Source organism: Kribbella sp. DT2 (assembly GCF_049844575.1).
Classification (GTDB): domain Bacteria; phylum Actinomycetota; class Actinomycetes; order Propionibacteriales; family Kribbellaceae; genus Kribbella.
Map to the genome: position 1 here is coordinate 604,012 of NZ_JBNCLH010000003.1, position 21,297 is coordinate 625,308.

Annotated in this window: 21 protein-coding genes; 11 read left to right on the forward strand and 10 right to left on the reverse strand. The window is 68.7% G+C overall.

The genetic code is table 11. From position 1 onward, the window contains the following. Window positions 1-37: 37 nt before the first annotated feature. The 7 genes from ACLQ2O_RS16205 to ACLQ2O_RS16235 all read right to left on the reverse strand — a co-directional run bounded on the left by ACLQ2O_RS16205 (window position 38) and on the right by ACLQ2O_RS16235 (window position 6,493). The gene (locus ACLQ2O_RS16205) at window positions 38-919 is read right to left on the reverse strand and encodes a phosphotransferase family protein (protein ID WP_425831986.1); all 882 of its coding nucleotides are present in this window, start codon (window positions 917-919) and stop codon (window positions 38-40) included. Beyond that, window positions 916-1,869 (reverse strand): Gfo/Idh/MocA family protein, encoded by a 954-nt coding sequence (locus tag ACLQ2O_RS16210; protein WP_425831988.1) that lies wholly within the window; start codon window positions 1,867-1,869, stop codon window positions 916-918. Before ACLQ2O_RS16210 ends, ACLQ2O_RS16205 begins: the two co-directional genes overlap by 4 nt. After that, window positions 1,859-3,049 carry a hypothetical protein gene (locus tag ACLQ2O_RS16215; protein WP_425831990.1) on the reverse strand — a complete coding sequence of 397 codons (1,191 nt, stop codon included), beginning with the start codon at window positions 3,047-3,049 and terminating at the stop codon, window positions 1,859-1,861. The genes ACLQ2O_RS16210 and ACLQ2O_RS16215 overlap by 11 nt, the downstream gene beginning before the upstream one ends. After that, window positions 3,046-3,306: an acyl carrier protein gene (locus ACLQ2O_RS16220; protein WP_425831992.1), complete on the reverse strand. Its 261-nt coding sequence runs from the start codon at window positions 3,304-3,306 to the stop codon at window positions 3,046-3,048. The genes ACLQ2O_RS16215 and ACLQ2O_RS16220 overlap by 4 nt, the downstream gene beginning before the upstream one ends. A gap of 2 nt (window positions 3,307-3,308) precedes the next feature. Beyond that, entirely contained in the window at window positions 3,309-4,484 is a 1,176-nt protein-coding gene (locus ACLQ2O_RS16225) for a radical SAM protein (protein WP_425831994.1), read from the reverse strand. Next, a complete protein-coding gene (locus ACLQ2O_RS16230; RefSeq protein WP_425831996.1) occupies window positions 4,484-5,719 on the reverse strand; it encodes an MFS transporter in 1,236 nt (411 codons plus the stop codon). Before ACLQ2O_RS16230 ends, ACLQ2O_RS16225 begins: the two co-directional genes overlap by 1 nt. Window positions 5,720-5,878: 159 nt before the next feature. Next, a complete protein-coding gene (locus tag ACLQ2O_RS16235; protein WP_425831998.1) occupies window positions 5,879-6,493 on the reverse strand; it encodes a TetR/AcrR family transcriptional regulator in 615 nt (204 codons plus the stop codon). 103 nt (window positions 6,494-6,596) lie between these two features. Between ACLQ2O_RS16235 and ACLQ2O_RS16240 the strand changes: the two genes are divergently transcribed. The 8 genes from ACLQ2O_RS16240 (at window position 6,597) to ACLQ2O_RS16275 (ending at window position 15,881) form a co-directional block, all read left to right on the forward strand. Further along, a complete protein-coding gene (locus ACLQ2O_RS16240) occupies window positions 6,597-7,601 on the forward strand; it encodes a hypothetical protein (protein WP_425832000.1) in 1,005 nt (334 codons plus the stop codon). 181 nt (window positions 7,602-7,782) lie between these two features. Then, window positions 7,783-9,183, forward strand: a complete 1,401-nt coding sequence (locus tag ACLQ2O_RS16245) for an extracellular solute-binding protein (protein ID WP_425832002.1) — start codon at window positions 7,783-7,785, stop codon at window positions 9,181-9,183. Between the two features lie 28 nt (window positions 9,184-9,211). Continuing rightward, entirely contained in the window at window positions 9,212-10,147 is a 936-nt protein-coding gene (locus ACLQ2O_RS16250) for a carbohydrate ABC transporter permease (RefSeq protein ID WP_425832004.1), read from the forward strand. Beyond that, window positions 10,144-10,971, forward strand: a complete 828-nt coding sequence (locus ACLQ2O_RS16255; protein WP_425832006.1) for a carbohydrate ABC transporter permease — start codon at window positions 10,144-10,146, stop codon at window positions 10,969-10,971. The genes ACLQ2O_RS16250 and ACLQ2O_RS16255 overlap by 4 nt, the downstream gene beginning before the upstream one ends. A gap of 15 nt (window positions 10,972-10,986) precedes the next feature. Continuing rightward, on the forward strand, window positions 10,987-12,255 hold the full coding sequence (locus tag ACLQ2O_RS16260) for a M16 family metallopeptidase (RefSeq protein WP_425832008.1): 1,269 nt from the start codon (window positions 10,987-10,989) through the stop codon (window positions 12,253-12,255). Then, on the forward strand, window positions 12,255-13,604 hold the full coding sequence (locus ACLQ2O_RS16265; protein WP_425832010.1) for a M16 family metallopeptidase: 1,350 nt from the start codon (window positions 12,255-12,257) through the stop codon (window positions 13,602-13,604). The genes ACLQ2O_RS16260 and ACLQ2O_RS16265 overlap by 1 nt, the downstream gene beginning before the upstream one ends. Window positions 13,605-13,670: 66 nt before the next feature. Beyond that, window positions 13,671-14,075 (forward strand): hypothetical protein, encoded by a 405-nt coding sequence (locus tag ACLQ2O_RS16270; RefSeq protein ID WP_425832012.1) that lies wholly within the window; start codon window positions 13,671-13,673, stop codon window positions 14,073-14,075. Between the two features lie 120 nt (window positions 14,076-14,195). Next, window positions 14,196-15,881, forward strand: a complete 1,686-nt coding sequence (locus ACLQ2O_RS16275; RefSeq protein WP_425832014.1) for a S8 family peptidase — start codon at window positions 14,196-14,198, stop codon at window positions 15,879-15,881. A 59-nt stretch (window positions 15,882-15,940) separates the two neighbouring features. Here ACLQ2O_RS16275 and ACLQ2O_RS16280 read toward each other — a convergent pair whose 3' ends face one another. Together ACLQ2O_RS16280 and ACLQ2O_RS16285 are read right to left on the reverse strand one after the other, a co-directional pair. After that, window positions 15,941-16,771 (reverse strand): DUF4190 domain-containing protein, encoded by an 831-nt coding sequence (locus tag ACLQ2O_RS16280; RefSeq protein ID WP_425832016.1) that lies wholly within the window; start codon window positions 16,769-16,771, stop codon window positions 15,941-15,943. Window positions 16,772-16,877: 106 nt separating this feature from the next. Then, window positions 16,878-17,303 (reverse strand): CBS domain-containing protein, encoded by a 426-nt coding sequence (locus ACLQ2O_RS16285; RefSeq protein ID WP_425832018.1) that lies wholly within the window; start codon window positions 17,301-17,303, stop codon window positions 16,878-16,880. Window positions 17,304-17,570: 267 nt separating this feature from the next. On the opposite strand from ACLQ2O_RS16285, the gene ACLQ2O_RS16290 reads away from it, so the two are divergent. Together ACLQ2O_RS16290 and ACLQ2O_RS16295 are read left to right on the forward strand one after the other, a co-directional pair. Continuing rightward, the gene (locus ACLQ2O_RS16290) at window positions 17,571-17,819 is read left to right on the forward strand and encodes a hypothetical protein (protein WP_425832020.1); all 249 of its coding nucleotides are present in this window, start codon (window positions 17,571-17,573) and stop codon (window positions 17,817-17,819) included. Between the two features lie 60 nt (window positions 17,820-17,879). Then, a complete protein-coding gene (locus tag ACLQ2O_RS16295) occupies window positions 17,880-18,548 on the forward strand; it encodes a hypothetical protein (RefSeq protein ID WP_425832022.1) in 669 nt (222 codons plus the stop codon). Between the two features lie 6 nt (window positions 18,549-18,554). On the opposite strand, the gene ACLQ2O_RS16300 is transcribed toward ACLQ2O_RS16295, so the two are convergent. After that, complete coding sequence (locus ACLQ2O_RS16300) at window positions 18,555-19,994, reverse strand: sulfatase family protein (RefSeq protein ID WP_425832024.1); 1,440 nt, start codon at window positions 19,992-19,994, stop codon at window positions 18,555-18,557. Between the two features lie 111 nt (window positions 19,995-20,105). Here ACLQ2O_RS16300 and ACLQ2O_RS16305 point away from each other — a divergent pair, with 111 nt between their 5' ends. Continuing rightward, window positions 20,106-21,296, forward strand: a complete 1,191-nt coding sequence (locus tag ACLQ2O_RS16305) for an ROK family protein (RefSeq protein ID WP_425832026.1) — start codon at window positions 20,106-20,108, stop codon at window positions 21,294-21,296. Window position 21,297 lies beyond the last annotated feature (1 nt).

A 21,297-nucleotide genomic window follows, 5' to 3' on the forward strand; every position in this document is an offset into this window, starting at 1 on the left:
TGAACGCCCAGTGCGACACCTGAGGTGAGGATGTGGATCACAGGGCTGCCAGTTCCTTGGTCAGGTGTCGCTGGATCAGCTTCAGCATGCCTTCGTCGGTGTCGCCGCGAGGGGTGCGCTCGACCAGCATGATCAAGTACAGGTAGACCCGGTAGAGCGCCAGCCGTTCCCGGTCGATGTCCGCGCCGTACCCGGCCAGCAGTTCGTCGTCGACCGAGCCGAACAGCGTCAGCGACACGAACTCCGCGACCGGGTCGCCCCAGAACGCTCGCTCCCCGTCGATCAGCCCGCTGATCCGGCCGCCGTCGACCAGGATGTTGCCGTCCCACAGGTCGAAGTGGATCAGCCGCGGCGTCCGGACCGTGTCCAGCAGCTCGGAGCGGTCCAGCGCCAACTGCCGCGACACCCCAGCAGGCAGCTCGACGCCGTAGCGCTCGGCATCAGCCAGTACGTCGTCCAGCATCCGCTGGAACGCGGCCGCCCACGTCGGCAGCAGCCCGTGCTGCGGGTACCCGAACCCATCGCCGACCACCTCGTGCAGCCGCCGTACGATCGCGCCCAGCTCTCGCCGGTACGACGCACGCTCGGCCGCGGCGAGGCCCTGCACCGTCGTCCCCGGCAACGCGGTCATCAGCAGGACCTCAGCGTCGGCGTACACGACCTCCGGCACCGGCGCCTTGCCGCGCGCGGCCTGGTAGAACGCGGTCTCGGTTCGGATCAGAGCCTGCTCGTGGGAGAGCCCTGGCGACGACGGGTCCGGTGCGACCTTGAGGACCAACCGCCGGTCGCCGACGGTCAGCAGGTAGACGGTGTTGTAGGTGCCCTCGGTCAGTTCCTCGTGGGCGCGCAACTCGTCCGGCGCGATGCCGGCCCGCTCGAGCAGGGCGTTGATCCCCGCCAGGTCCACCTGTCGTTTCACGGGGCTTCCCTTCGCGCCAAGGCGTCGGAGTAGATCGCCTCCATCAAACCTATCCGCGGCACCGCGGCGGCGAGGTCGTCGCCATCGTCGTCGAGGATGCGGACCAGTTGCTGCTCGTAGTACGCGGTCGGCGGGAACGCGATCACCTCACGGTCACCGTCCGCCGCGGTGACGACGAGGTTCAGCGGGATCCGGCCCAGCACCGGGCGGAGGAAGTTGCGCAGCTTCACCGTCGCGTCGTCGAACGTGAACAGGTGCTCGGCGACGTGCTGCGCGCCGACCGCGCAGGTCAACGTTGCCTCGGCTCCCGATGCCCAGCGCAACGAGGCCTCGAAGTCGCGGTCGACGCCGTTCGGGCCGTCGAAGGCCGAGTGTCCCTCGTACGCCGTGGGGTCGAGCCCGATCGTTGCCTGGAGCGCCTGAAGCCAGTAGCTGGCGCAGTCGTAGAAGATGCCGCCGCCGAGGTCGGGGCGGTCGCGGTAGCCGCCGGTGGCCGGGACCGCGAAAGTCATCCGGGTCCGGACCTCCCGCAGTACGCCGTACCGACTGCTCTCGATGAAGGAACGGACAGCGGACTGCCACGGATGGCCGGCGGTGGCGACGGCCTCGAAGACCCGAGTGTCCGCGGCGGCGAAGCACAGCTCCTCGGCCTCGGCCGCCGTCAGGCAGAGCGGCTTCTCGACGATGACGTCCTTGCCGGCGACGGCCGCGCGGACGGCCCAGCGGAGGTGCGCGGAGTTGTGCAGGGAGATGTAGACGGCGTCGATCGCGGGGTCGGCAAGCAGAGCCGAGTAGTTCTGGTAGACCAGCGGGATGTCGTAGCGGCCCGCGAACTCCTTGGCCCGCACGGGATCGCCGGCGGCGACCGCGCGGACGTCGACGCTCGGCTGGCCGAGCATCGTGCGGACGGCGATCCCGGTGGCGCCGATCAGGCCTATCTCAAGCGGCATCGGATTTCCCTCGTGGGGTCAGGCCGGCCGCGGTGACCGCGGCCAGCAGACGGTGCTGCCAACGCATCAGCTCGCCGTCCGGGCAGAAGATCGCGACGTGCACGCGGCCACCGGGCGCGGTCAGGTGGGAGCCGTTGAGCACCATTGCTCCCGGCCGTTCACCAGTGGTCAAGCAGTCGGCGAGGGCGTGCAGGACATCGCGAATTCCCTTGCCTGGGGCAAGGTTGAGCTCCAGTTGCCAGAGATGGGCGGTGAGGTCGTCGGACCGCCGGTTCAGGTGGAGCGCCAGCAGGCCGAGGGACTGCCGGGCGTTGATCTCCAGAACCGGTACGACGGAGTCGTCGTCGAGCAGCATCGCGTCGACGCCGACCGGACCCCAGTAGCCGGCGGCGTGCAGCGCGGCGACCACGTCGCCCAGCGAGTCGGCGTACCAGCCTTCGTCGATGAGGGCGCTCGGTGCCGGGCCGGAGCCGTGGTGGCGGAAGCCCTTGTTGGTCATCTGCTGGAGACCGAGGAACTCCCAGGTTCCGTCTTGGCCCAGTTGGAGGTGGCCGGAGAAGTCGTGCTTCTTCGGGTACTTCTTCTGTACGACGAGCTCGACGCGCTTGTCGGGTTGTTTGCGGAGGACGCGTTCGATGGCTCGGAGAATGCCGGGGGTGGTGATCTCCAGGAGGGAGCGGCCGGAGACGCCGTACGGGTCCTTCACCAGGGCGGGGAAGTCGGTGACGGCGGCAACTAGTTCGTCGGGGGAGCGGACGACCTGGCCGGCGCCTGGCAGGCCGAGCTCGACCACCAGGTTGTTGGACCAGGTTTTGGAGTTGACCTGGGCAACGATCTCGGGTGAGGGCAGGGAAGGGAACGGGGTCAGGACTGCGTAGGGCGCCGGTACTTGGTTGAGGGGTGGAAGGTACTGCTCGATGGGGCCTGGGCCGGGGGTGTCGACAGACTGGTGGTCGAAGGCGACGCCGTAGCCCGCGAGGAGGTCGGCATCAACAGGCCGCCGGGTGATCAGCAGATCGCCCGGCGCGCAGAAGCCGGCCAGGAGTTCGTCCATCGTGGCGACGGTGGGATCGCCGCCACCGACCGACGGGAGGACGGCCAGGTCGTCGGGCCGCCACCAGGACTCCGCGTCGAACGTGCCGAAGCGGACCCGGCGGCGGCCGCCGTACGGGTTGGTCATGACGCTTCGCTGGCCAATCGCTCGACGAAGCCGCTGAACTGCCGGACCGAGCGCAGGTCGTCGAGCTGCAGCTGCGGGTAGTCGAGCTCCAGGTCGAACTCGTCCTCGATCGCGAGCAGGAACGTGATCGTCTGCAGGGAGTCCAGTCCGTACTGCTCGACCAGGTCGGCCTCGGGGCCGATCTCGTCGGCGGTGGTTCCGTTGTCCAGGACGGTCGCCAGCACGACCTTCACGCGGTCCTCGATGAGAGCGGTCATGGTCAGACTCCGTTCAGGTAAAGGAGGATGCACTTCGAGCAGACCGGCATCATGCCGTTCTCGGACATGATCCGGCGGACCTCACGGAACGACCGGCTCTGCCACAGCTCGTCGACCGACTGGTCGTACAGATTGCCGACCACGAACTCGGGGAAGAACTTGCACGAGCTGACCGCGCCGTCGGCGTGCACCTCCATCCGGTTCGAGACCGCCAGGCACTTGCTGCGGTGCTGCGCCGGCCGCGACGTGCCGAGGATGAAGTCGGTGACCTCGTCGTCCTCGAGCTGCGGCTGGTAGCGCAGCCGGACGTTCCAGGCCCGCGACGCCAGCCGCGCCATCGACTCGCGGAGGGCAGGCAACTCTTCCGCCGGCAACTGGTAGGTGTAGCTGTGCCAGGTCGGTTTCCTGGTGTCCGTGCTCGGGTTCAGCCAGGAGAACGTCTTCTCGTACAGGCGGTCCATCGACTCGGCCACCTCGGGACTGATGTACCAGGGGAACTGGAAGTACACCGTGTTCACGCCGAGCTCCTCGGCCCACTCCATGAACTCGTACATCTTGTGCACGGTGACGTGGCTGACCATGCAGGACAGCGACAGCTCACCGTCCCACTGGCCCGAGCGCTTGAGGTCCAGCATCAGCCGGATGTTCTCCATCGTGCGCTTGAACGTGCCGCGGCCGCGCAGCGCCTCGTGGTCCTCGCCGAGACCGTCCAGGCTGACCAGCAGGTTGAGGTTCTCGCCGATCCGCAGCAGGTCGTCCAGCTTGCGCTTGAACAGCAGGCCGTTCGTGCACATGTTGACCGTCCGCGGGTACTGCTCCAGCAGCGCCGCGACCTGGTCGAACTTGGTGTGCATCAGCGGCTCGCCGCCCCACAGGAACAGCTTCGACCGCACCGGCGCCGTGGTCCGCAGGACGTCCTCGACCACCGCCAGGTCGAGCTCCGTCTTCTGCTTGACCGCGCTGAAGTCGCGGAAGAAGCCCTGCTCGTTCCACTGGTAGCAGTGCGTGCAGCGCAGGTTGCAGCGGTAGGTGAGCTGCAGGCTCACCTCCTGCGGCAGCGGTGCGGCGTACGACGGGTCCGCGAGCAGGTTGCGCCGTGCCTTGGAGCGGATCGACACGGTGTGCTTGATGTCGGCGAACTCTTTGGTGTTCAGCGTGCGGGTGGTGGTGGGACGCATCAGACCTCCTGGTGGGTGGCTGTGGCGACGAGCAGTGCGCTGGCTCCGGCGATCACACCTCCTGTCGCGAGGACGAGGACCAGGCCGGTCGCCGTACCGAGCTGTGCACTCAGTACGCCGCCCGCAAGGCCGCCGATGATCGCGCCGAGTGGCACGGTGGACGAGGTGAGCGTGCGAGCTGTGGCGTGCACGGTGCTCTGCAGACCGGGCGGTGTGACTTCCTGGCGGACGCTGGTCGTCACGACGTTCCACACCGGCAGCCAGACCGAGGCGCAGATGCGGATCGCGACCAGTGCAAGGGCCGGAGCGCTCAGCAGACAGAGCGGAACGGCCAACCAGCACAGGGCTTCCACACCGGTCAGCACAAGCGTCCGCCGTACGCCGATGGTCGCGGCCAGCTTGTTGGCCACGAACGCGCCGAGCAGACCGCCCACCGAGCCCGCTGCGATCAGCAGGCCTCCGGCGAGGCTGGACAGGCCGAGCACCCGGTAGGCGAACAGCAGCAGGACCGCGTCGACCATGCCCGAGCCGAAGCTGCGGATCGCAGCCGCACAGACCAGCCGACGGAGCAGCGGGTGCCGCCAGACGAAGGTGAAGCCGTTGCGGATCCGGTGGGGGAGTGGCTCGCGGATCGGCTCGGGTTGAGGCTCGACGGTCCGGATGCGGGTGCGGGCGAACGCTGAGGCCAGGAAGGGGAACGCGCAGAGCAGCAGACCGGCGTACGGGGTGGTGGTGCGGAGCAGGAGACCACCGAGGGCTGGACCGACCAGCTTGGACAGGCTGTCGGAGCTCTGGAGCTTGGCGTTGGCGCCGACCAGGTCGCGGGGCTCGACCAGTGCGGGCAGGTAGGACTGGCCGGCGATGTCGACGAAGACCATCGCGGCTCCGGCGACGGCGACCACGACGCAGAGCTGCGGGACGCTGACCCAGCCGGCCAGAGCGGCGAGCGGGACGCTGGCGAACGCGGCGAAGCGCAGCAGTTCGCCGGCGATCATCACGCGGCGGCGGGGAAGGTGCGCGAGGGCGGCACCGGCGACCAGACCGAGCGCGGGGTAGGCGAACCAGCCGAGGGCGGACAGTACGCCGACCTGAGCCTCGCTCGCGTCGAGCGTGAGAATCGCGATCGTCGGTACGGCGAACCCGGTCAGCCGGTCCCCGACGAAGCTCGCGGTCTGGCTGCCCCAGTACCAGGGCAGGTCGGCCCGCGATCGCACGGCAGGTGTGGTTGTTCGCACGACTCTCCCCAGCGTCGTCGGTACAGACCCCGCGCGGCACCCCCTAAGTTCAAGACCTGAAAGAAGACCTCGGACAACTTAACCGTGCAGGCCGGAGGACTCAAGCCCTCTGTCACTAATTCGTCGCTGACAGTGCCCGAACGGGACAGACCTCCAGTTTCAGGTCCTCTGAGGAGTCGCCGATCCGAGCAGGGCGCCGAAGCCGGCGGAGTAGGTCTGGGGAGTCACGTCGCCGAGCAGCAGGCGCTGGAGGATGAAGCCGGGCAGCATGCCGAACAGGACCTGGGCGACGTGCTCGGGGTCGACGTCGGCGGGGAGCGTGCCGTCGGCCTGGGCGCGGCGGACGACCGTCGCGTAGTGGTCGCGCAGGATCGTGTACTTCCCCGCGGCGATCACGGCGATCTCCGGGTTGTGCACCGCCTCGGCCCACGCCTGCAGCCCGACCCGGGTGACGTCGCCGTCGTGCCGCTCGGCGACCGTCACCACGTGCTCCAGCACCACCCGCATCACTTCGCCGAGGGACAGTGGCTCCTCGCTGGACAGGATGCCCTCGAAAAGCTCGTCAACCGTGCTGAGTGCCTGGTCGGCGATCGCGGCGATGATCTCGTTCTTGCTCTTGAAGTAGCCGTAGACCGCGCCCGCGGACAGGCCGGACTCACGGATCACGTCGGCCATCGTCGTCTTGTGGAAGCCGTGCGCGGCGACGCAGTGCAGGGCCGCTTCGACGATCTGCTCGCGACGGGCGAGCCGGTGCTCGGCGGTGACCTTCGGCATACCGCGAACATAAAACGAATGTCCGTTCTTGACAACTCGACGCAATCTGGCTCACGCTCGGACGTATAAAGAACGGTCATTCGTTTTAGGAGAGTGTTCAACCATGTCAACACCCACCACCGCCGAACGCCGGCGTCCTCCGGTGGCGGTCGTCGTCGCCGGACTCACCGTCTTGCTGACGGTCCTCCTGATCGCGTTCGCCTGGCCGGCCGCACGGTCCGGGCCGCGCGACCTTCCGCTCGCCGTCGCCGGACCGCAGTCGGCCGTCGGCCAGGTCACCGCCGCGCTGGAGCAGGCGATGCCCGGTGGCTTCGCGATCGAGCCGGTCGCCGACCGGGCGTCCGCCGTACAGGCGATCGAGGACCGTGACGTGTACGGCGCGATCGTGCTGGACGAGGCGGCGCCCGAGGTGCTGACCGCGTCGGCCGCCGGCCCGATGGTGGCCCAGCTGCTCACGCAGGTCGCGGGCAAGCTGACGGCGCAGAACCCGGCCGCCGCACCGAAAGTGACCGACGTGGTGCCCTTGCCTGCTGACGATCCGCGGGGTGCGGGCCTGGCGGCGGGTGCGTTGCCGCTGGTCCTGGGCGGGATCCTCGCGGCCGCGATGCTGACGAACTTCGCGAAGGCGGGGGCGACCCGCATCGTCGGCGCGGTGACCTTCGCCGCGACGGGCGCACTCGCGCTGACCGCCGTGCTGCAGTTCTGGCTGGGCTCGTTCGAGGGCAGCTACTGGGCCAACGCGGGCGTGATCGCGATGTCGATCGGAGCGATCAGCCTGACCCTGCTGGGCCTGGAGTGGTTGCTCGGTACGGCGGGACTCGGGCTGGGCGCCGCGACGATGATGCTGCTCGGCAACCCGCTGTCCGGTATGACCAGCGCACCGGAGATGCTGCCGAGCGGTTGGGGGACGCTCGGCCAGTTCCTCCCGCCGGGAGCAGCCGGTACGGCGCTGCGCTCGGTGAGCTTCTTCGACGGTGCCGGCGCGGGGCGGTCGTTGCTGGTGCTCAGCGGTTGGCTGGTCCTCGGTCTGGTGCTGTGCGGACTCGGTGCGGCACGCTCCCGGCGCGTCGTACAGGCCCTACCGGAGGGGTCGCCCGTTACCGTCTGAACTACGGGAAAGCGGTGACCGGATCGTTACTGGCCGGTCGCCGCTTACGTCCTTCTCAGCGGCGACAACGTTGTCTGTCAACCATTGACTTCACTGGTCCACGCCTCCTACGGTCGCGGGAAAGCCCACGGGGTTTGAGCGGTGGTACCGGGATGACAACGATTGCCCGAAGGTGGACGTGATGGTCATGAAGAACGGTTTCAAGACGGCGGGTGTTCTCGCCGTGGGCGCACTCCTGCTGGGGGTTTCGGCCTGCAGTCAGGGATCGACCACCAAGACGCCGGAAGCGGGCGGTGCCAGCTCCGGCCCGGCGAACATCAAGATCGCCTACCAGCAGTGGGGCCCCGGCACGGTGATGAAGAGCTTCCTCACCGGCGCCAAGGCCGAGTACGAGACGGCCAACCCCGGCTCGAAGGTCGAGATCGTGCCCATCGTGGCCAGTGAGAACGACTACTACACCAAGCTCCAGCTGATGATGCGCTCGGCGAACACCGCGCCGGACATCGTCTACGAGGACACCTTCCTGATCAACTCCGACATCACCGCGGGGTACCTGAAGCCGCTCGACGACTACATCAAGGACTGGGCGGACTGGAACCAGTTCCAGGACACCGCCAAGGGTGCGGCCAAGGGCCAGGACGGCAAGACGTACGGCATTCCGGACGGCACCGACACGCGCGCGCTCTGGTACAACAAGGAAATCTTCGCGAAGGCCGGGCTGCCCGCGGACTGGCAGCCGAAGAACTGGGACGAGGTGCTCACCGCGGCCCGCGCGGTCAAGCAGAAGGTGCCCGGTGTCATCCCGCTGAACGTCTACTCGGGCAAGCCGATGGGTGAGGCGTCCGCGATGCAGGGCCTGGAGATGCTGCTCTACGGCACCAAGGACACCCTCTACAACTTCGACCAGCAGAAGTGGGTCGTCGGCAGCCAGGGCTTCAAGGACTCGCTGAACTTCGTCAAGACGATCTTCGACGAGGGCATCGCGCCGCAGCCCAAGCAGTCGCTCGACCCGAACTGGGGCAACAAGGTCGGCAGCGACCTGCTCCCGAACAGCAAGCTGGCGATCGCGCTCGACGGCTCCTGGCTTTACAACAACTGGCAGAAGACCGGCGCCAAGCCGTGGCCGCAGTGGTCCGAGGTGCTCGGCCAGACCGCGATGCCGACCCAGGACGGCAGTGGCAAGGGCAAGGTCAGCCTCTCCGGCGGCTGGACCTGGGCGATCCCGGCCAAGTCGAAGTCCCCGGATGCCGCGTGGAACTTCATCAAGACCCTGCAGACGCAGAAGAACGCGACCAAGTACGCCACCGACGGTGCGCAGATCGCGGTCCGCAAGGACGTCGCCGCGGACGAGGGCTACAAGACCTCGGCCAAGTCCACCCAGTTCTTCACCGACCTGGTCGGCGTGACCGTCTACCGGCCGGCGCTGCCGGAGTACCCGAAGGTCTCCAACGAGATCATCACCGCGATGGAAGCGGTGATGACCGGGCAGTCGTCGCCGGACGAGGCGGCCAAGAACTACGACGAGGCCGTCGAGAGCATCGTGACCAAGGACAAGACGACCAGCCAGAGTCAAGGCCAGTAAGACCTCCCCTGACGAAGGATCTGTTCCTGTGACTGTTGCTACCTCGGCAGCAGCCCCCGCTCCGACCGGTCTGCCGACCGGCCGGAACGGGCGGCCGCGGGCCGCTCAAGTGGTGAAGATGTTGCCGTTGGCACCGGCCATCGGGCTGATGGTGGTCTTCCTGGCCGGCCCGATCATCTACTGCGTGTACGCCGCGTTCACGAACATGGCGCTCACCGGTACCGGTGCGAACAACGTGCAGTTCGTCGGCCTGGACAACTTCCGCAAGGCCTTCGGCAGCAGCGCGTTCACCAACTCGATCTTGCTCACGCTGGTGTTCACGCTGATCTCCGCGATCATCGGCCAGAACACCCTCGGACTCGGCCTGGCGCTGCTGATGCGGCGCTCCACCAAGCTGGTCCGCAACTTCGTCGGCACCGCGGTGATCGGCGCGTGGGTGCTGCCCGAGGTGGTGGCGGCGTACCTGCTCAGCGCGTTCTTCAACGACGAGGGCACGCTGAACGTGATCCTGCACAAGGTCGGGCTGCCCGGCCAGGACTGGTTGTACGCGGCACCGATCATCGCGGTCTCGATCGCGAACATCTGGCGCGGTACGGCGTTCTCGATGCTGGTCTACTCGGCGGCGCTCAGCGAGGTGCCGAAGGAGATCGAGGAGTCGGCCGAGATGGACGGCGCGGCCGGGCTGCGCCGGCTGATCTGGGTCACGCTCCCGATGATCAGCCGCGCGATCATGACCAACCTGATGCTGATCACGCTGCAGACGCTGAGCGTCTTCGGCCTGATCTACGCGATGACCCGCGGCGGGCCTGGTACGAAGAGCCAGACGCTGCCGCTGTACATGTACGAGCAGGCGTTCAGCTTCTCCCAGATCGGCTACGGCACCGCGATCGCCCTGGTGATGCTGGCGATCGGCGCGGTCTTCTCGCTGATCTACCTGCGTGGTTTGAATACGGAGGCCGCATGATTGCCCGGGACCGCCTCAGCAAGCTCACCTCGAACCTGGTGCTGCTGGCGATCGGCATCTTGTTCGTGCTGCCGTTGCTGTGGGTGCTGTTCGCCTCGATCAACCGGACCGCCGGGTTGCGGGTGGAGTTCCCGACGCATCCGACGCTGGGCAACTTCAAGGCCGTGCTGAACACCGAAACGACGTACCGGCCGGTGCTCAACGGCATCGTGCTGTGCGGGGGAGCGGCGCTGCTCACGATGATCTGCGCCGTACTGGCGGCGTACCCGCTGTCGCGCTTCAAGACCCGCTTCAACCGGCCGTTCCTGCTGACGGTGCTGTTCTGCACCGGTCTCCCGATCACCGCGGTGATGGTCCCGGTCTACGGCCTGTTCGTCCAGCTCAACCTGGTCGACACCCTCGGCGGCACGATCATGTTCCTGGCCACCAGCTCGCTGCCGTTCGCGATCTGGCTGACCAAGACCTTCATGGACGGCGTCCCGATCTCGCTCGAGGAAGCCGCCTGGGTCGACGGCGCCGGCAACATGCAGGCGCTGCGCCGCATCGTGCTCCCGCTGATGTGGCCCGGTATCGCCGTCGTCCTGATCTTCACCTTCATCGGCATGTGGGGAAACTTCTTCGTCCCCTTCATGCTCCTGCTGTCCCCGGAACGCCTGCCCGCCTCGGTCAGCATCTTCACGTTCTTCGGCCAGTACGGCGAACCGAACTACGGCCAGCTCGCGGCGTACTCGCTGATCTACACCTTCCCGGTGCTGATGCTCTACCTCCTCCTGAGCCGCAAGCTGGGCGGCGCGTTCGCCCTGGGCGGAGCGATCAAGGGGTGAGGGTAAGTTGGGCCCATGCCGCTGACGTATCCGCTCGCTGAGCAGACTCTGGACAACGGGTTGCGCGTGGTTGTGAGTCTCGACCGCGCGGTGCCGATCGTCGCTGTGAACCTCTGGTACGACGTGGGGTCGCGGCACGAGCCGCCGGGGTTGACCGGGTTCGCGCACCTGTTCGAGCACCTGATGTTCCAGGGGTCGCGGAACGTGAAGTCCGGGGACCACTTCGGGCTGCTGGAGTCGGCGGGGGCGAGCTTGAACGCGTCCACGTTCTTCGACCGGACGAACTACTTCGAGTCGTTGCCCAGCGGTGGGCTCGACCTCGCGCTGTGGCTCGAGGCGGACCGGATGGGGTACCTGCTCGACGCGGTCAACCAGGAGAACCTGGACAACCAGCGCGATGTCGTCAAGGAAGAGAAGCGGCAGAGCTACGACAACCGCCCGTACGGCGACTCGTACGAGCGGCTGGTCCGGCTCGCCTTCCCGCAGAACCACCCGTACGCTCACATGACGATCGGCTCGATGGAGGATCTCGACGCCGCGTCGGTGGAGGACGTGCACGCCTTCTTCCGCAAGTACTACGGCCCGAACAACGCGGTCCTGACGATCGTCGGCGACGTCAACGAAGAGGAGACGTTCGCCGCGGTCAAGCGGTACTTCGGCCACGTGCCGGCGATCCCGCAGCCGCCGGCCGCGCCGGACGGCACGATCGGCCCGATGGCAGGGATCGCGCGCGACGACGTCGTCGAGGACGTGCCGTCGGACCTGATCACGATGATGTTCCGGCTGCCGGTCGACGGGACGCCCGAGCTGGACGCCGCCGCGCTCGCGCTCGACGTACTGGCCGCCGGGCAGAGCAGCCGGCTCAACCGCAGGCTGGTCCGCGACGAGCAGATCGCGCAGTCGGTGTCCGGTGGCGCGCTGCCGCTGATCGGCGGGGTCTCGTTCGGGACGCTGACCGGAATCGCGTCGGACGGTGTCGACCTGCAGAAGGTCGAGGACGCGCTGGTCGAGGAGGTGGAGAAGCTCGCGGCCGACGGGATCACCGCGGACGAGCTGGCCACCGTGCAGGCGCAGGCCGAGCGGGACTGGCTGGAGCAGCTGTCGACGTGTTCGGGTCGGGCAGACGAGATCTCCCACCACCTGTTGCTGTTCGGTGACGCGAACCGGATCAACACCCGCATCGACCAGCTCCGCGCGGTCACGGTCGAGCAGGTCCAGCGAGCAGCGGCCGAATGGATCAGAGCCGAAGGCCGGGTTCAAGTGACGTACAAGAAGAACAAGTGATGGAAAAGAACATGGTTCTCACTACGCCCCCCGTTGTCGCGCCGCCGAAGCCGTGGACGTTCCCGGTCTCGACGACCACCAGCACCCGCGCCGGTACGCCGGTGCACGTGTTCGACCGGCCCGGCCAGTACGTCGCGACCGTGCGGGTCACGATCGCGCTGCCGCTGTTCGCCGAGCCGCGTGAGCTCGAGGGTGTCGCGACGATCATGTCCCGCACGCTCGACGAGGGCACCGAGCTCCACTCGGCCAACGACTTCGCGGCCGCCCTCGAGCGGCACGGTGCGGCGTACGGCGTCGACGTCAGCTCCGACGCGCTGCACGTGGAGATCTCGGTCCCGACCTCGCAGCTCGCCCCCGCGGTGAAGCTGCTCGCGGAGGCGGTCACCCGGCCCGCGTTCAACACCGCCGACGTCGGCCGGCACGTGACGATCCGGCTCGGCGAGATCAACCAGGAGCGCGCCAACGCCGGGTACCGGGCGCGTGAGGCGTTCGCCGCGCACCTGTTCGACCCGAGCATGCGCCGCTCCCGCCCGACCGCGGGCCGGCCGGACACGATCCGCCCGCTGACCAACGTCGAGGTCGCCAAGTTCTACCGCGACAACGTCGGTCCCGCCCGCGCGCAGATCCTGTTCGCCGGCGACGCCACCGGTGTCGACGTGGCCGGCGTCGTCGACGACGCGTTCGGCGACTGGACGTCCGAGGCCGGTCCCGCGCTGGAGACCCCGGAGCCGCTGTACGTCGTCGGCGACCGGATCGTGCTCGTCGACCGGCCCGGCTCGGTCCAGAGCCAGCTGCTGATCGGCTGCCCGGGTCCGGACCGCCGCGAGGACATCTGGGGCGCGGCCGCGGTCGCGAACCACGTGGTCGGCGGGACCATCACCTCGCGCGTCGACACCGTGCTGCGGGAGGAGAAGGGCTACACGTACGGCACCCGGTCGAGCTTCACGGCACCGCGCAAGGGCGGCACGTTCAGCCTCGGCGGCTCGGTGCGCACCGAGGTGACCGGCGCGGCGATCACCGACGCGCTGCGGATCCTGCGCGAGGCCCGCGACGGGCTGACCGAGAAGGAGGTCGGGGAGTCCAAGGACAACCTGATCCGGACGGCGCCGCTGCGCTACGAGCAGGCCGACTCGATCGCCTCGCAGGTCGGCAGCAACATCGCCGTCGGCGTACCGCTGGACTTCGCCGACACCTATCTGGCGCAGATCGCGGCGACCACCGCCGAGTCCGCGACGGAGGCCTACCGCCGGTACGTCGGAACCAACGGGCTGCTGGTGGTCGTCGTAGGGGAAGCGAAGGACGTTCGCGACCAGCTCGCCGGGCTGGGCGACGTAACGGAACTGAGCTGACGGCCTGAGCTGAAGTACTGGCATCCTCTGCTCAGGACCATCCGGCCCTGAGCAGAGGAGCACGTCATGTCGTTCAACGAGCGACCCCAGGACCAGCCACCGCCCTTCCAACAGCAGCAGAGCCCGCAGTACGGTCAGGGGCAGCATCAGCAGCAGGGCAACTACCCGCTGCAGCCCGGCTTTCCCGACCAGCCGGCGTACGGCGTGCTGCGGGACAACTCGAACGCCACGGTCGCGCTGGTGCTCGGGCTGCTGCCGTTCATCACCGGCCTGCTGATCCTGTCGCCGTTCGCCTGGTGGAAGGGCAACCAGGCCGTCGACGAGATCGACGCGGCGCCCGGTGTCTACAACAACCGCGGCATGGCCGTCGCCGGCCGGATCGCGGGCATCGTCGGCACCGTCCTGCTGATCCTCGTCATCCTGTTCGCGGTCGCGATGGTGGTGCTGTTCCTGGTCGCTTCGTCCAACTGAGCACCACGGCGGCGTTCAGCTGTTTGTATGGAAAAGCTGACAACGTCGGCCCCCTCCCGGAGTGCGCACGGCTGACTTACGTTGTGGCCGTCACACTCACTTCAGGGAGGGGATCCGCTCGTGAGAGACGTCCGCAGATCGTTGTACGCGGCATCGGGTGCGTTCGCACTGGTCGCCGCCGGCCTGGCCGTTCCGGTCGTTGCCGGAGCGCAGGCGCAGGGCGGCAGCACCGAGTACCTGGTGCTCGTCGAGCAGGGGGCAGACCGCGCGCAGGCACTGGCCGCCGTCAAGGCCGCCGGGGGCGAAGTGGTCAAGGAGAACACCAACCTGGGCACGATCACCGTGCGCGCGGCGTCGTCCGGGTTCGCGAGCCAGGTGTCGGCGTCGGGCGCGGTCGAGGGCGCCACCCGGAGCCGGCCGATCGGGCAGCTGCCGCGGTCCAAGCCGGCGCAGGTCGAGCAGGAGAACCGTGGGGCGGCCAAGGGCAAGGGATCCCAGAAGGGCGCCAAGGGCATGGACCCGCTCGACGCCCAGCTGTGGGGCCTGAAGATGGTCCGGTCCGACCTCGCCCGCAAGGTGCAGCCCGGCAAGAAGCAGGTCAAGGTCGGCGTCCTGGACTCCGGCATCGACGCCCGCAACCCCGACATCGCGCCGAACTTCGACTGGAAGCTGTCCCGCAACTTCGCCTCCGACCTGCCCGAGATCGACGGGCCGTGCGAGTTCCGCGGCTGTGTCGACCCGGTCGGCTGGGACGACAGCGGGCACGGCACCCACGTGGCCGGCACGATCGGTGCCGCGGTCAACGGTCTCGGCGTCTCCGGTGTCGCCCCGAACGTGACGCTGGTCGAGATCCGCGGCGGCCAGGACAGCGGCTTCGTCTTCCTCGGCCCGGTGCTCGACGCCCTGACGTACGCCGGTGACGTCGGCCTGGACGTGGTCAACATGTCCTTCTACGTCGACCCGTGGCTCTACAACTGCACGAACAACCCGGCCGACAGCCCGGAGGCCCAGCTCGAGCAGCGGACCACGATCCGGGCGATGCAGCGCGCGCTGAACTACGCCCACCAGCGCGACGTCACGCTGGTCGGGTCGCTCGGCAACAACCACGAGGACCTGGGCAAGCCGCGCAACGACATCAGCAGCCCGGACTTCGGCGACGTCCCGCCGTACGAGCGGGTGATCGACAACGCGAGCTGTGTCGACCTGCCGGTCGAGGGACCGCACGTGATCGGCGTGTCCGCGCTCGGCCCGTCGGGCAAGAAGGCGGACTACTCCAACTACGGGCTGGAGCAGACCGAGGTGTCGGCGCCGGGTGGCTGGTTCCGCGACTACTTCGGTACGCCGGACCACCGGGTGAACGAGAACCTGATCCTGTCGACGTACCCGGTGAACACGCTGCAGGCCGGCGGGCTGGTCGATGCCGCAGGCAACATCACCCCGGCGGGTGTCGCGGGCGGTGTGCAGAAGCAGTGCAAGCCGGGCGTGACGGACTACACCAAGTGCGGGTACTACAACTGGCTGCAGGGCACGTCGATGGCGTCGCCGCACGCGACCGGCGTCGCCGCGCTGATCGTCAGCGAGTACGGGCGCTCGGGCCGGAACGGCTTCGGCCTCGACCCGGACCGGGTGCGCACCATCATGCTCGGCTCGGCACAGGAGCGGGCCTGCCCGACCCCGCGGCTGGTCTCGTACGCCAACGAGGGCCGCGAGCCCGAGTTCGACGCGCTGTGCGAGGGCAACCGGACGTTCAACGGCTTCTACGGCAACGGAATCGTGGACGCGTGGGCGGCGGTGACCCGGTACTGAGCGGCTAGGACGTCGGGGGCCCCGGTCGCGTGGTGCGACCGGGGCCCTCGGCAAGTGGTTCAGCGGGGGGCGAGCAGGCAGCTGACGCTGTGGTCGCCGAGGCTCCAGCTGTCCTTGGTGGGGTGCAGGTAGAATATGTCCGACAGGTCGGTCGCCTGCTCGCCGAGCTGCTTCCAGCGGTCGGTGCAGCCCTTCTCGGCGCTGGCCTGGACCGCGTCGAGACCGGGGAACGAGCCCTTGGGCAGCTCGAACACGGCGTACACCTTGCCGCCGTTGGGTTCCGAGCAGGGCTGGATCCTGATGTCCATCACCTCGCCCTCCTTGACCTCCGCCACGCAGTCGCCGACCCGGAGCTTCTCGGGGGCGACGTCGGCCGTCGTGGTGACCTGGCCGGAGGCGTCGCGCTCGGGCTCAGGGTCGGCGAACGCGATGATCAGGCCGATGCCGACGACCCACAGGCACGCCAGCACGATGCCGGCGACGGCCAGGCCCTTGCCCTTCTCGCGGGTCTTCGGGAGCCGGACCAGCGCGACGATGCCGAAGATGATCGCCAGCGGGACGAACGCGATGATGCCGAAGATCAGCGCCAGGACCGCGAAGACGCTGGTCTTGGGGTTCGTCGGCTGGTTCTGGCCTGGGTAGCCGTAGGGGCCGGGCGGTTGGCCGTATGGCGGTTGGCCGTACTGCGGAGGACCGGGCTGGCCGCCGTACTGAGGCTGGCCGTGCTGGGGCTGGCCGTACTGCGGCTGGCCGTACTGCGGAGGACCGGGTTGCCCGGACTGCGGCGGGGTGCCCTGGCCGTACTGGGGGAGTGGCTGTCCTTGATCCGGCGGGTAACCGGGTCCCTGCGGCGGCCCGGGCGGTCCGGCCGGCGGTTCGGTTGGCTCCATGAACGGACTGTAGTCCCGTCGGGGCGCACGGGAACGGTCCGTCGGTCCCCGCGTGCCGCGGCCGGGGACCGGACGGACCGGCGTCCGTCGTACCGGAGGGTGAGGTTCAGCCGGCGATGTAGTTGGACAGCTGTTCCTTCTCGAACTCGAGCTCGCCGATCCGGGACTTGACCACGTCGCCGATGCTGACGATGCCGGTCAGGGCGTCGTCGACGACGACCGGGACGTGCCGGATCCTGCGGTCGGTCATCAGGCGCATCAGGTTGTCGAGCAGGTCGTCGGGGCCACAGGTGTGCACCGGCGACGTCATGATCGCGCTGACCCGGACCTCGCCCGCGTCGGGTGTTCGGTTGAGGAGCCGGACCACGTCCCGTTCGGAGACGATGCCGGCCACGCTGGAGCCGTCCGGACTGACCACGAGCGCGCCGACGTTGTGCTCGGCGAGCAGCGCGAGCAGTTCGGTGACGGTGGCTTCGGGGGAGATGGTGACGACCTGGTTGCCTTTACCGCGCAGTACGTCGTTGATCTTCACGGAGCCTCCTGCTGGTTCGAGAGCCCAAGACCCCACGGTAGCGGTTCGGGGCCGCGAGCGGCAGGTCTGGCAGATTGCAGGCGGTGACCGCCGCCTGTCCCGCCCGCCGGAACCGAGGTCCGTATTCGTCACCTTGGGTGACAGGGGGGCCGAAAGTACGACGCGGCCGGAAGAGTTCGTTCGGGTGGTCGAGGTGGTGGGGGAGTGCGCGGACCTAGTTTCGAAGGGTCGGCTCCGGTGGGGAGCCGCTCGTGGGAAGGAACTGGGATGAACGAGAAGCGGGTCTGGCCGGAAGACGAGCCGTGGTGGCAGTTCACGCCGCGGAACCTGGGCAGCGGGTACCTGTCGTGGGTGGCGGGTGGGGCGCTGCTGGTGTGGGGCGGGATGGAGCTGCTCGGTGGTGGACTCAGGACCGGGCAGACGGTGTTGTTCGCGATCATCACGGTGTGCGGGATCGCGCTGCTGTTCCAGTCGACGTACGGGATCAGGAAGCTGCTGCGGCGGCGGAACGGCTGAGGTTTGGCCGGTTCGTGCACCTCGCGGTGGCGGGCGGTGGCGTGGGTGTTTGATGGGGAGATGGGACTGTTCTCGAGGAAGCGACGGGAAGCGTTCGACCTGGCGGAGCTCGGGCTGCCGCGGGTGGTGCCGGGGGCACCGGAGCGGCCGGCGGGTGAGCACGGGGTCACGATCCGGCTCAGGAGTTGTGACGACATCGCGCGGTCGGCGTCGCCGATGTCGCCGTTCGTGCTGGACGTGCAGGGCACTCCGACCGTGCTGGTCAAGCTGGCCGGACTGACCGAGCGGGAGGGGGCCGAGCTGGCCAGTGCCGTCACCGCGGGGGACAGCTTGCTGGTGGCGGCGTACCGGTCATACCCGACGTACCCGGTGGTGGTGCTCGCGCTGTTCGTCTACGACTCGCCGAACGACCCGCTCCGCTTCGAGGGCTACCGCGACCTGGCCACCGTCGACGTGCAGGACTTCGCCGTCGGCCTGGACCGCACGGACGGCATCGGCCAGGTCCGCCTGTACGACGAGTCGGCGCAGCTGCTCGCCACCGGTCAGTTCGGCCTGCGGATCCCGCCGTTCGATGCGACGAAGTTCCCGTACAAGTCGACCACCCAGGACCTCAACCGCCTGTGGGAGATCTGCCGGCTCGGCGCGACCTGGTACCACTCGCTGCCACCGGCCCGGCGCGATTTCGACACCGCCGTTGACGCCTACATCGCTGCGGAGCCTCCGCTCTGAGCGGACTCACCAGGGGCCTTCGCGGACCTGGCTCCTGTCCTCGGTAGCGACCAGTACGTCGAGCAGGAACTCCTGCAGCTCGGTCCGGACCTGCTGGTGGTCCGGGGAGGCCCACAGGTTGTCCAGCTCGGTCGGGTCTTTGTGCAGGTCGTACAGCTCGCCGGTGCGCGCTGTGCCGCTTGTCGGGTCGCCGTGCTGGATCACGAGCTTCCACTGGTCTCGCCTGAGCATCGTGAGGTGTACGGCGGGGTCGTACGGCTGGCCACTGTTGCGGTACTCGCTCAGCGCCCAGCCACGTCCCTGACCGGTCCCACGGGCCAGCGGCAGCAGGTCCATGCCCTGGTGACGCGGTTGAGCCGGCGTACCGGTTGCGGCGAGGATCGTGCTGGACAGGTCGATCCACTGCACCAGGTCGTTGCACCGCGTCCCGGCAGGTAGCCCGCCATTGGGCCAGCGCATCAGCAGGGGAACGCGAACTGCCTGCTCGTACATCATCGGGCCCTTGAGCATCAGCTGGTGGTCACCCAGCATTTCGCCGTGATCGCTGGTGAAGACCACCAGGGTGTCGTCGGCCAGCCCGGTCTCGTCGAGCGCCGCGAGGATCCGGCCGACCTCGTCGTCGACCAGCGTCACCATCGCGTAGTACGCCGCCTTGACCTCCTGCAGCTCGTCCTCGGAGTACGACGTGTAGCCGCGGGCCTTGCCGGCGTACGAGTGGTGCGAGGCCTCGGTCTGGATCGGGGGCTTGGTGGTCAGCTCGCCGTCGCGCGTGACCGGTGTGCTCAGATCCCGCTCGCGGTAGCGCTCGAGGTACTCCTCGGGGGCGCCGAAGCCGTGGTGCGGGTCGAAGAAGTTCGCGACGAAGAAGAAGGGCTCGCCGTCGTGCCGGTCCCGGGTGAGCCGGTCCTGGGTGAGGAAGGCGACGGTCTGGTTGCCGATCCAGCGGCTGTAGTGCACGTCGGTCGGCAGGCTGTCGAAGTCGACTGGGGAGTCTGCCTCGAACAGGTCGGGCCGGACCGTGCGCAGCCAGCGGTGGTACTGGTTCTCCGACGAGCCCGGGTACGGGTCGTGGGCCCAGCGGTAGACGCGGAAGCCGTCGTCCTGCCGCTGCTCCTCGCGGCCGCCGAAGCAGGAGCTCAGGTGGAACTTGCCGACCAGGCCGCAGTCGTAGCCGGCGTCGGCGAGGTCGCGGCTGAACAGCCGTTCCTCGGCGGGCAGGCCCACGCCGTTCGCCCACAGGCCGTGCGCGTGCACGTAGCGCCCGGTCATCAGGCTGGCGCGCGACGGCGCGCAGACCGGGTTCTGCACGTAGCACTGCTCGAACAGGACGCCCTGGGCGGCCAGCCGGTCGAGGTTCGGGGTATCCACCTCGTCGTTGCCGGAGGCCCCCAGCGCACTGAAGCGTTGCTGGTCGGTGCAGAGCAGCAGGACGTTGGGACGCGTCATGCAGGCCAGTCTGGGCAGGCCGCTCGTTTTACGTCAAGGCCTCGGAATTAATCGCCGGAGATTAAATCCGGGCTCTTGACAGAAACCGGCGGCACCCCGGAGAGTCGGCGCATGGCCAAGGACACCGCCGGACCGCTGCGCCTGCTCCGCGAGACCCACGAGGAGCGGGTGCTGGCCGTGCTGCGGACGGAGGGCGCGATGACCCGCGCTCAACTCACCGAGCAGACCGGTCTGTCCCGCGCCACGCTCTCGTCGATCGTCCAGGACCTGCTGGCCGCCGACGCCCTGACCGAGACCGCTGCCGATGACGGCACGAGTCGCGGCCGGGGCCGGCCGGTCACCGTGCTGACACTCAACCCGGCGGGCGGCCTGGCGCTCGGAATGGACCTGGGCCACCGGGCCGTCCAGGTCACGGTCGCCAACGTCGCGCACGAGATCGTCGGTACGACGGGGATCGCCTGCTCCGAGCGCACGACCTGGGCCCGCCGGCTCGAGCTGGCGATCTCGCTGGCCGAGTCGCTCGCCGCGCAGCACTCGATCTCGCTGTCCGCCCTGTCCGGAGTCGGTGTCGGGGTGGTCGGGCCAGTGGGCCACGCGAGCCGGAGCAGCCGGGCGCAGCTGGTCCGCGACGGGCTGAACGAGCGGTTCGGCGTACCGGTGTACGTCGACAACAACACCCGGCTGGCCGGGCTCGGCGAGGCCATCTGGGGCGCCGGTGCCGGCCTGCGAAACGTGCTGTACCTGCGGCTCTCGTACGGCGTGGGCAGCGGGCTCGTGCTCGACGGCCACCTGTTCTCGGGTGCCGGAGGCGCGGCGGGGGAGCTCGGTCATGTCAGCGTCGACCCGGAGTGGCCGCGTTGTCCCTGCGGTGGCACGGGTTGTCTGGAGCGGTACGTGTCGCTCAGCGCCGTACTGGAGCAGTGCGGGGTCCGGTCCTTCGACGAGGTGCTGGAACTGCTGACGGCCGGGGACGAGCGGGTCCACGAGGTGATTGCCACCGCGGGCGGCCGGATCGGCCAGGTGCTCGCGACGGCCTGCAACACGGTCAACCCCGAGACCGTGGTGATCGGTGGCGAGCTGGCCGAGGCCGGTGCGCCGCTGCTCGACCCGATCCGCGCCACCGTGCGCAAGTACACCCACAGCCAGGTACGGCAGGGACTGGAGATCGTCCCCGCGACCCTGGGCCACGACGACGCGGCACGCGGCGGCATCGCCCTCGTCCTGCGTCGCTCCGCCTTGCTGGCCGGCTACCCGGCCGCCACCGGACCCGGTTCCCGGGACCGGGTCCACGACATCGGCTGAG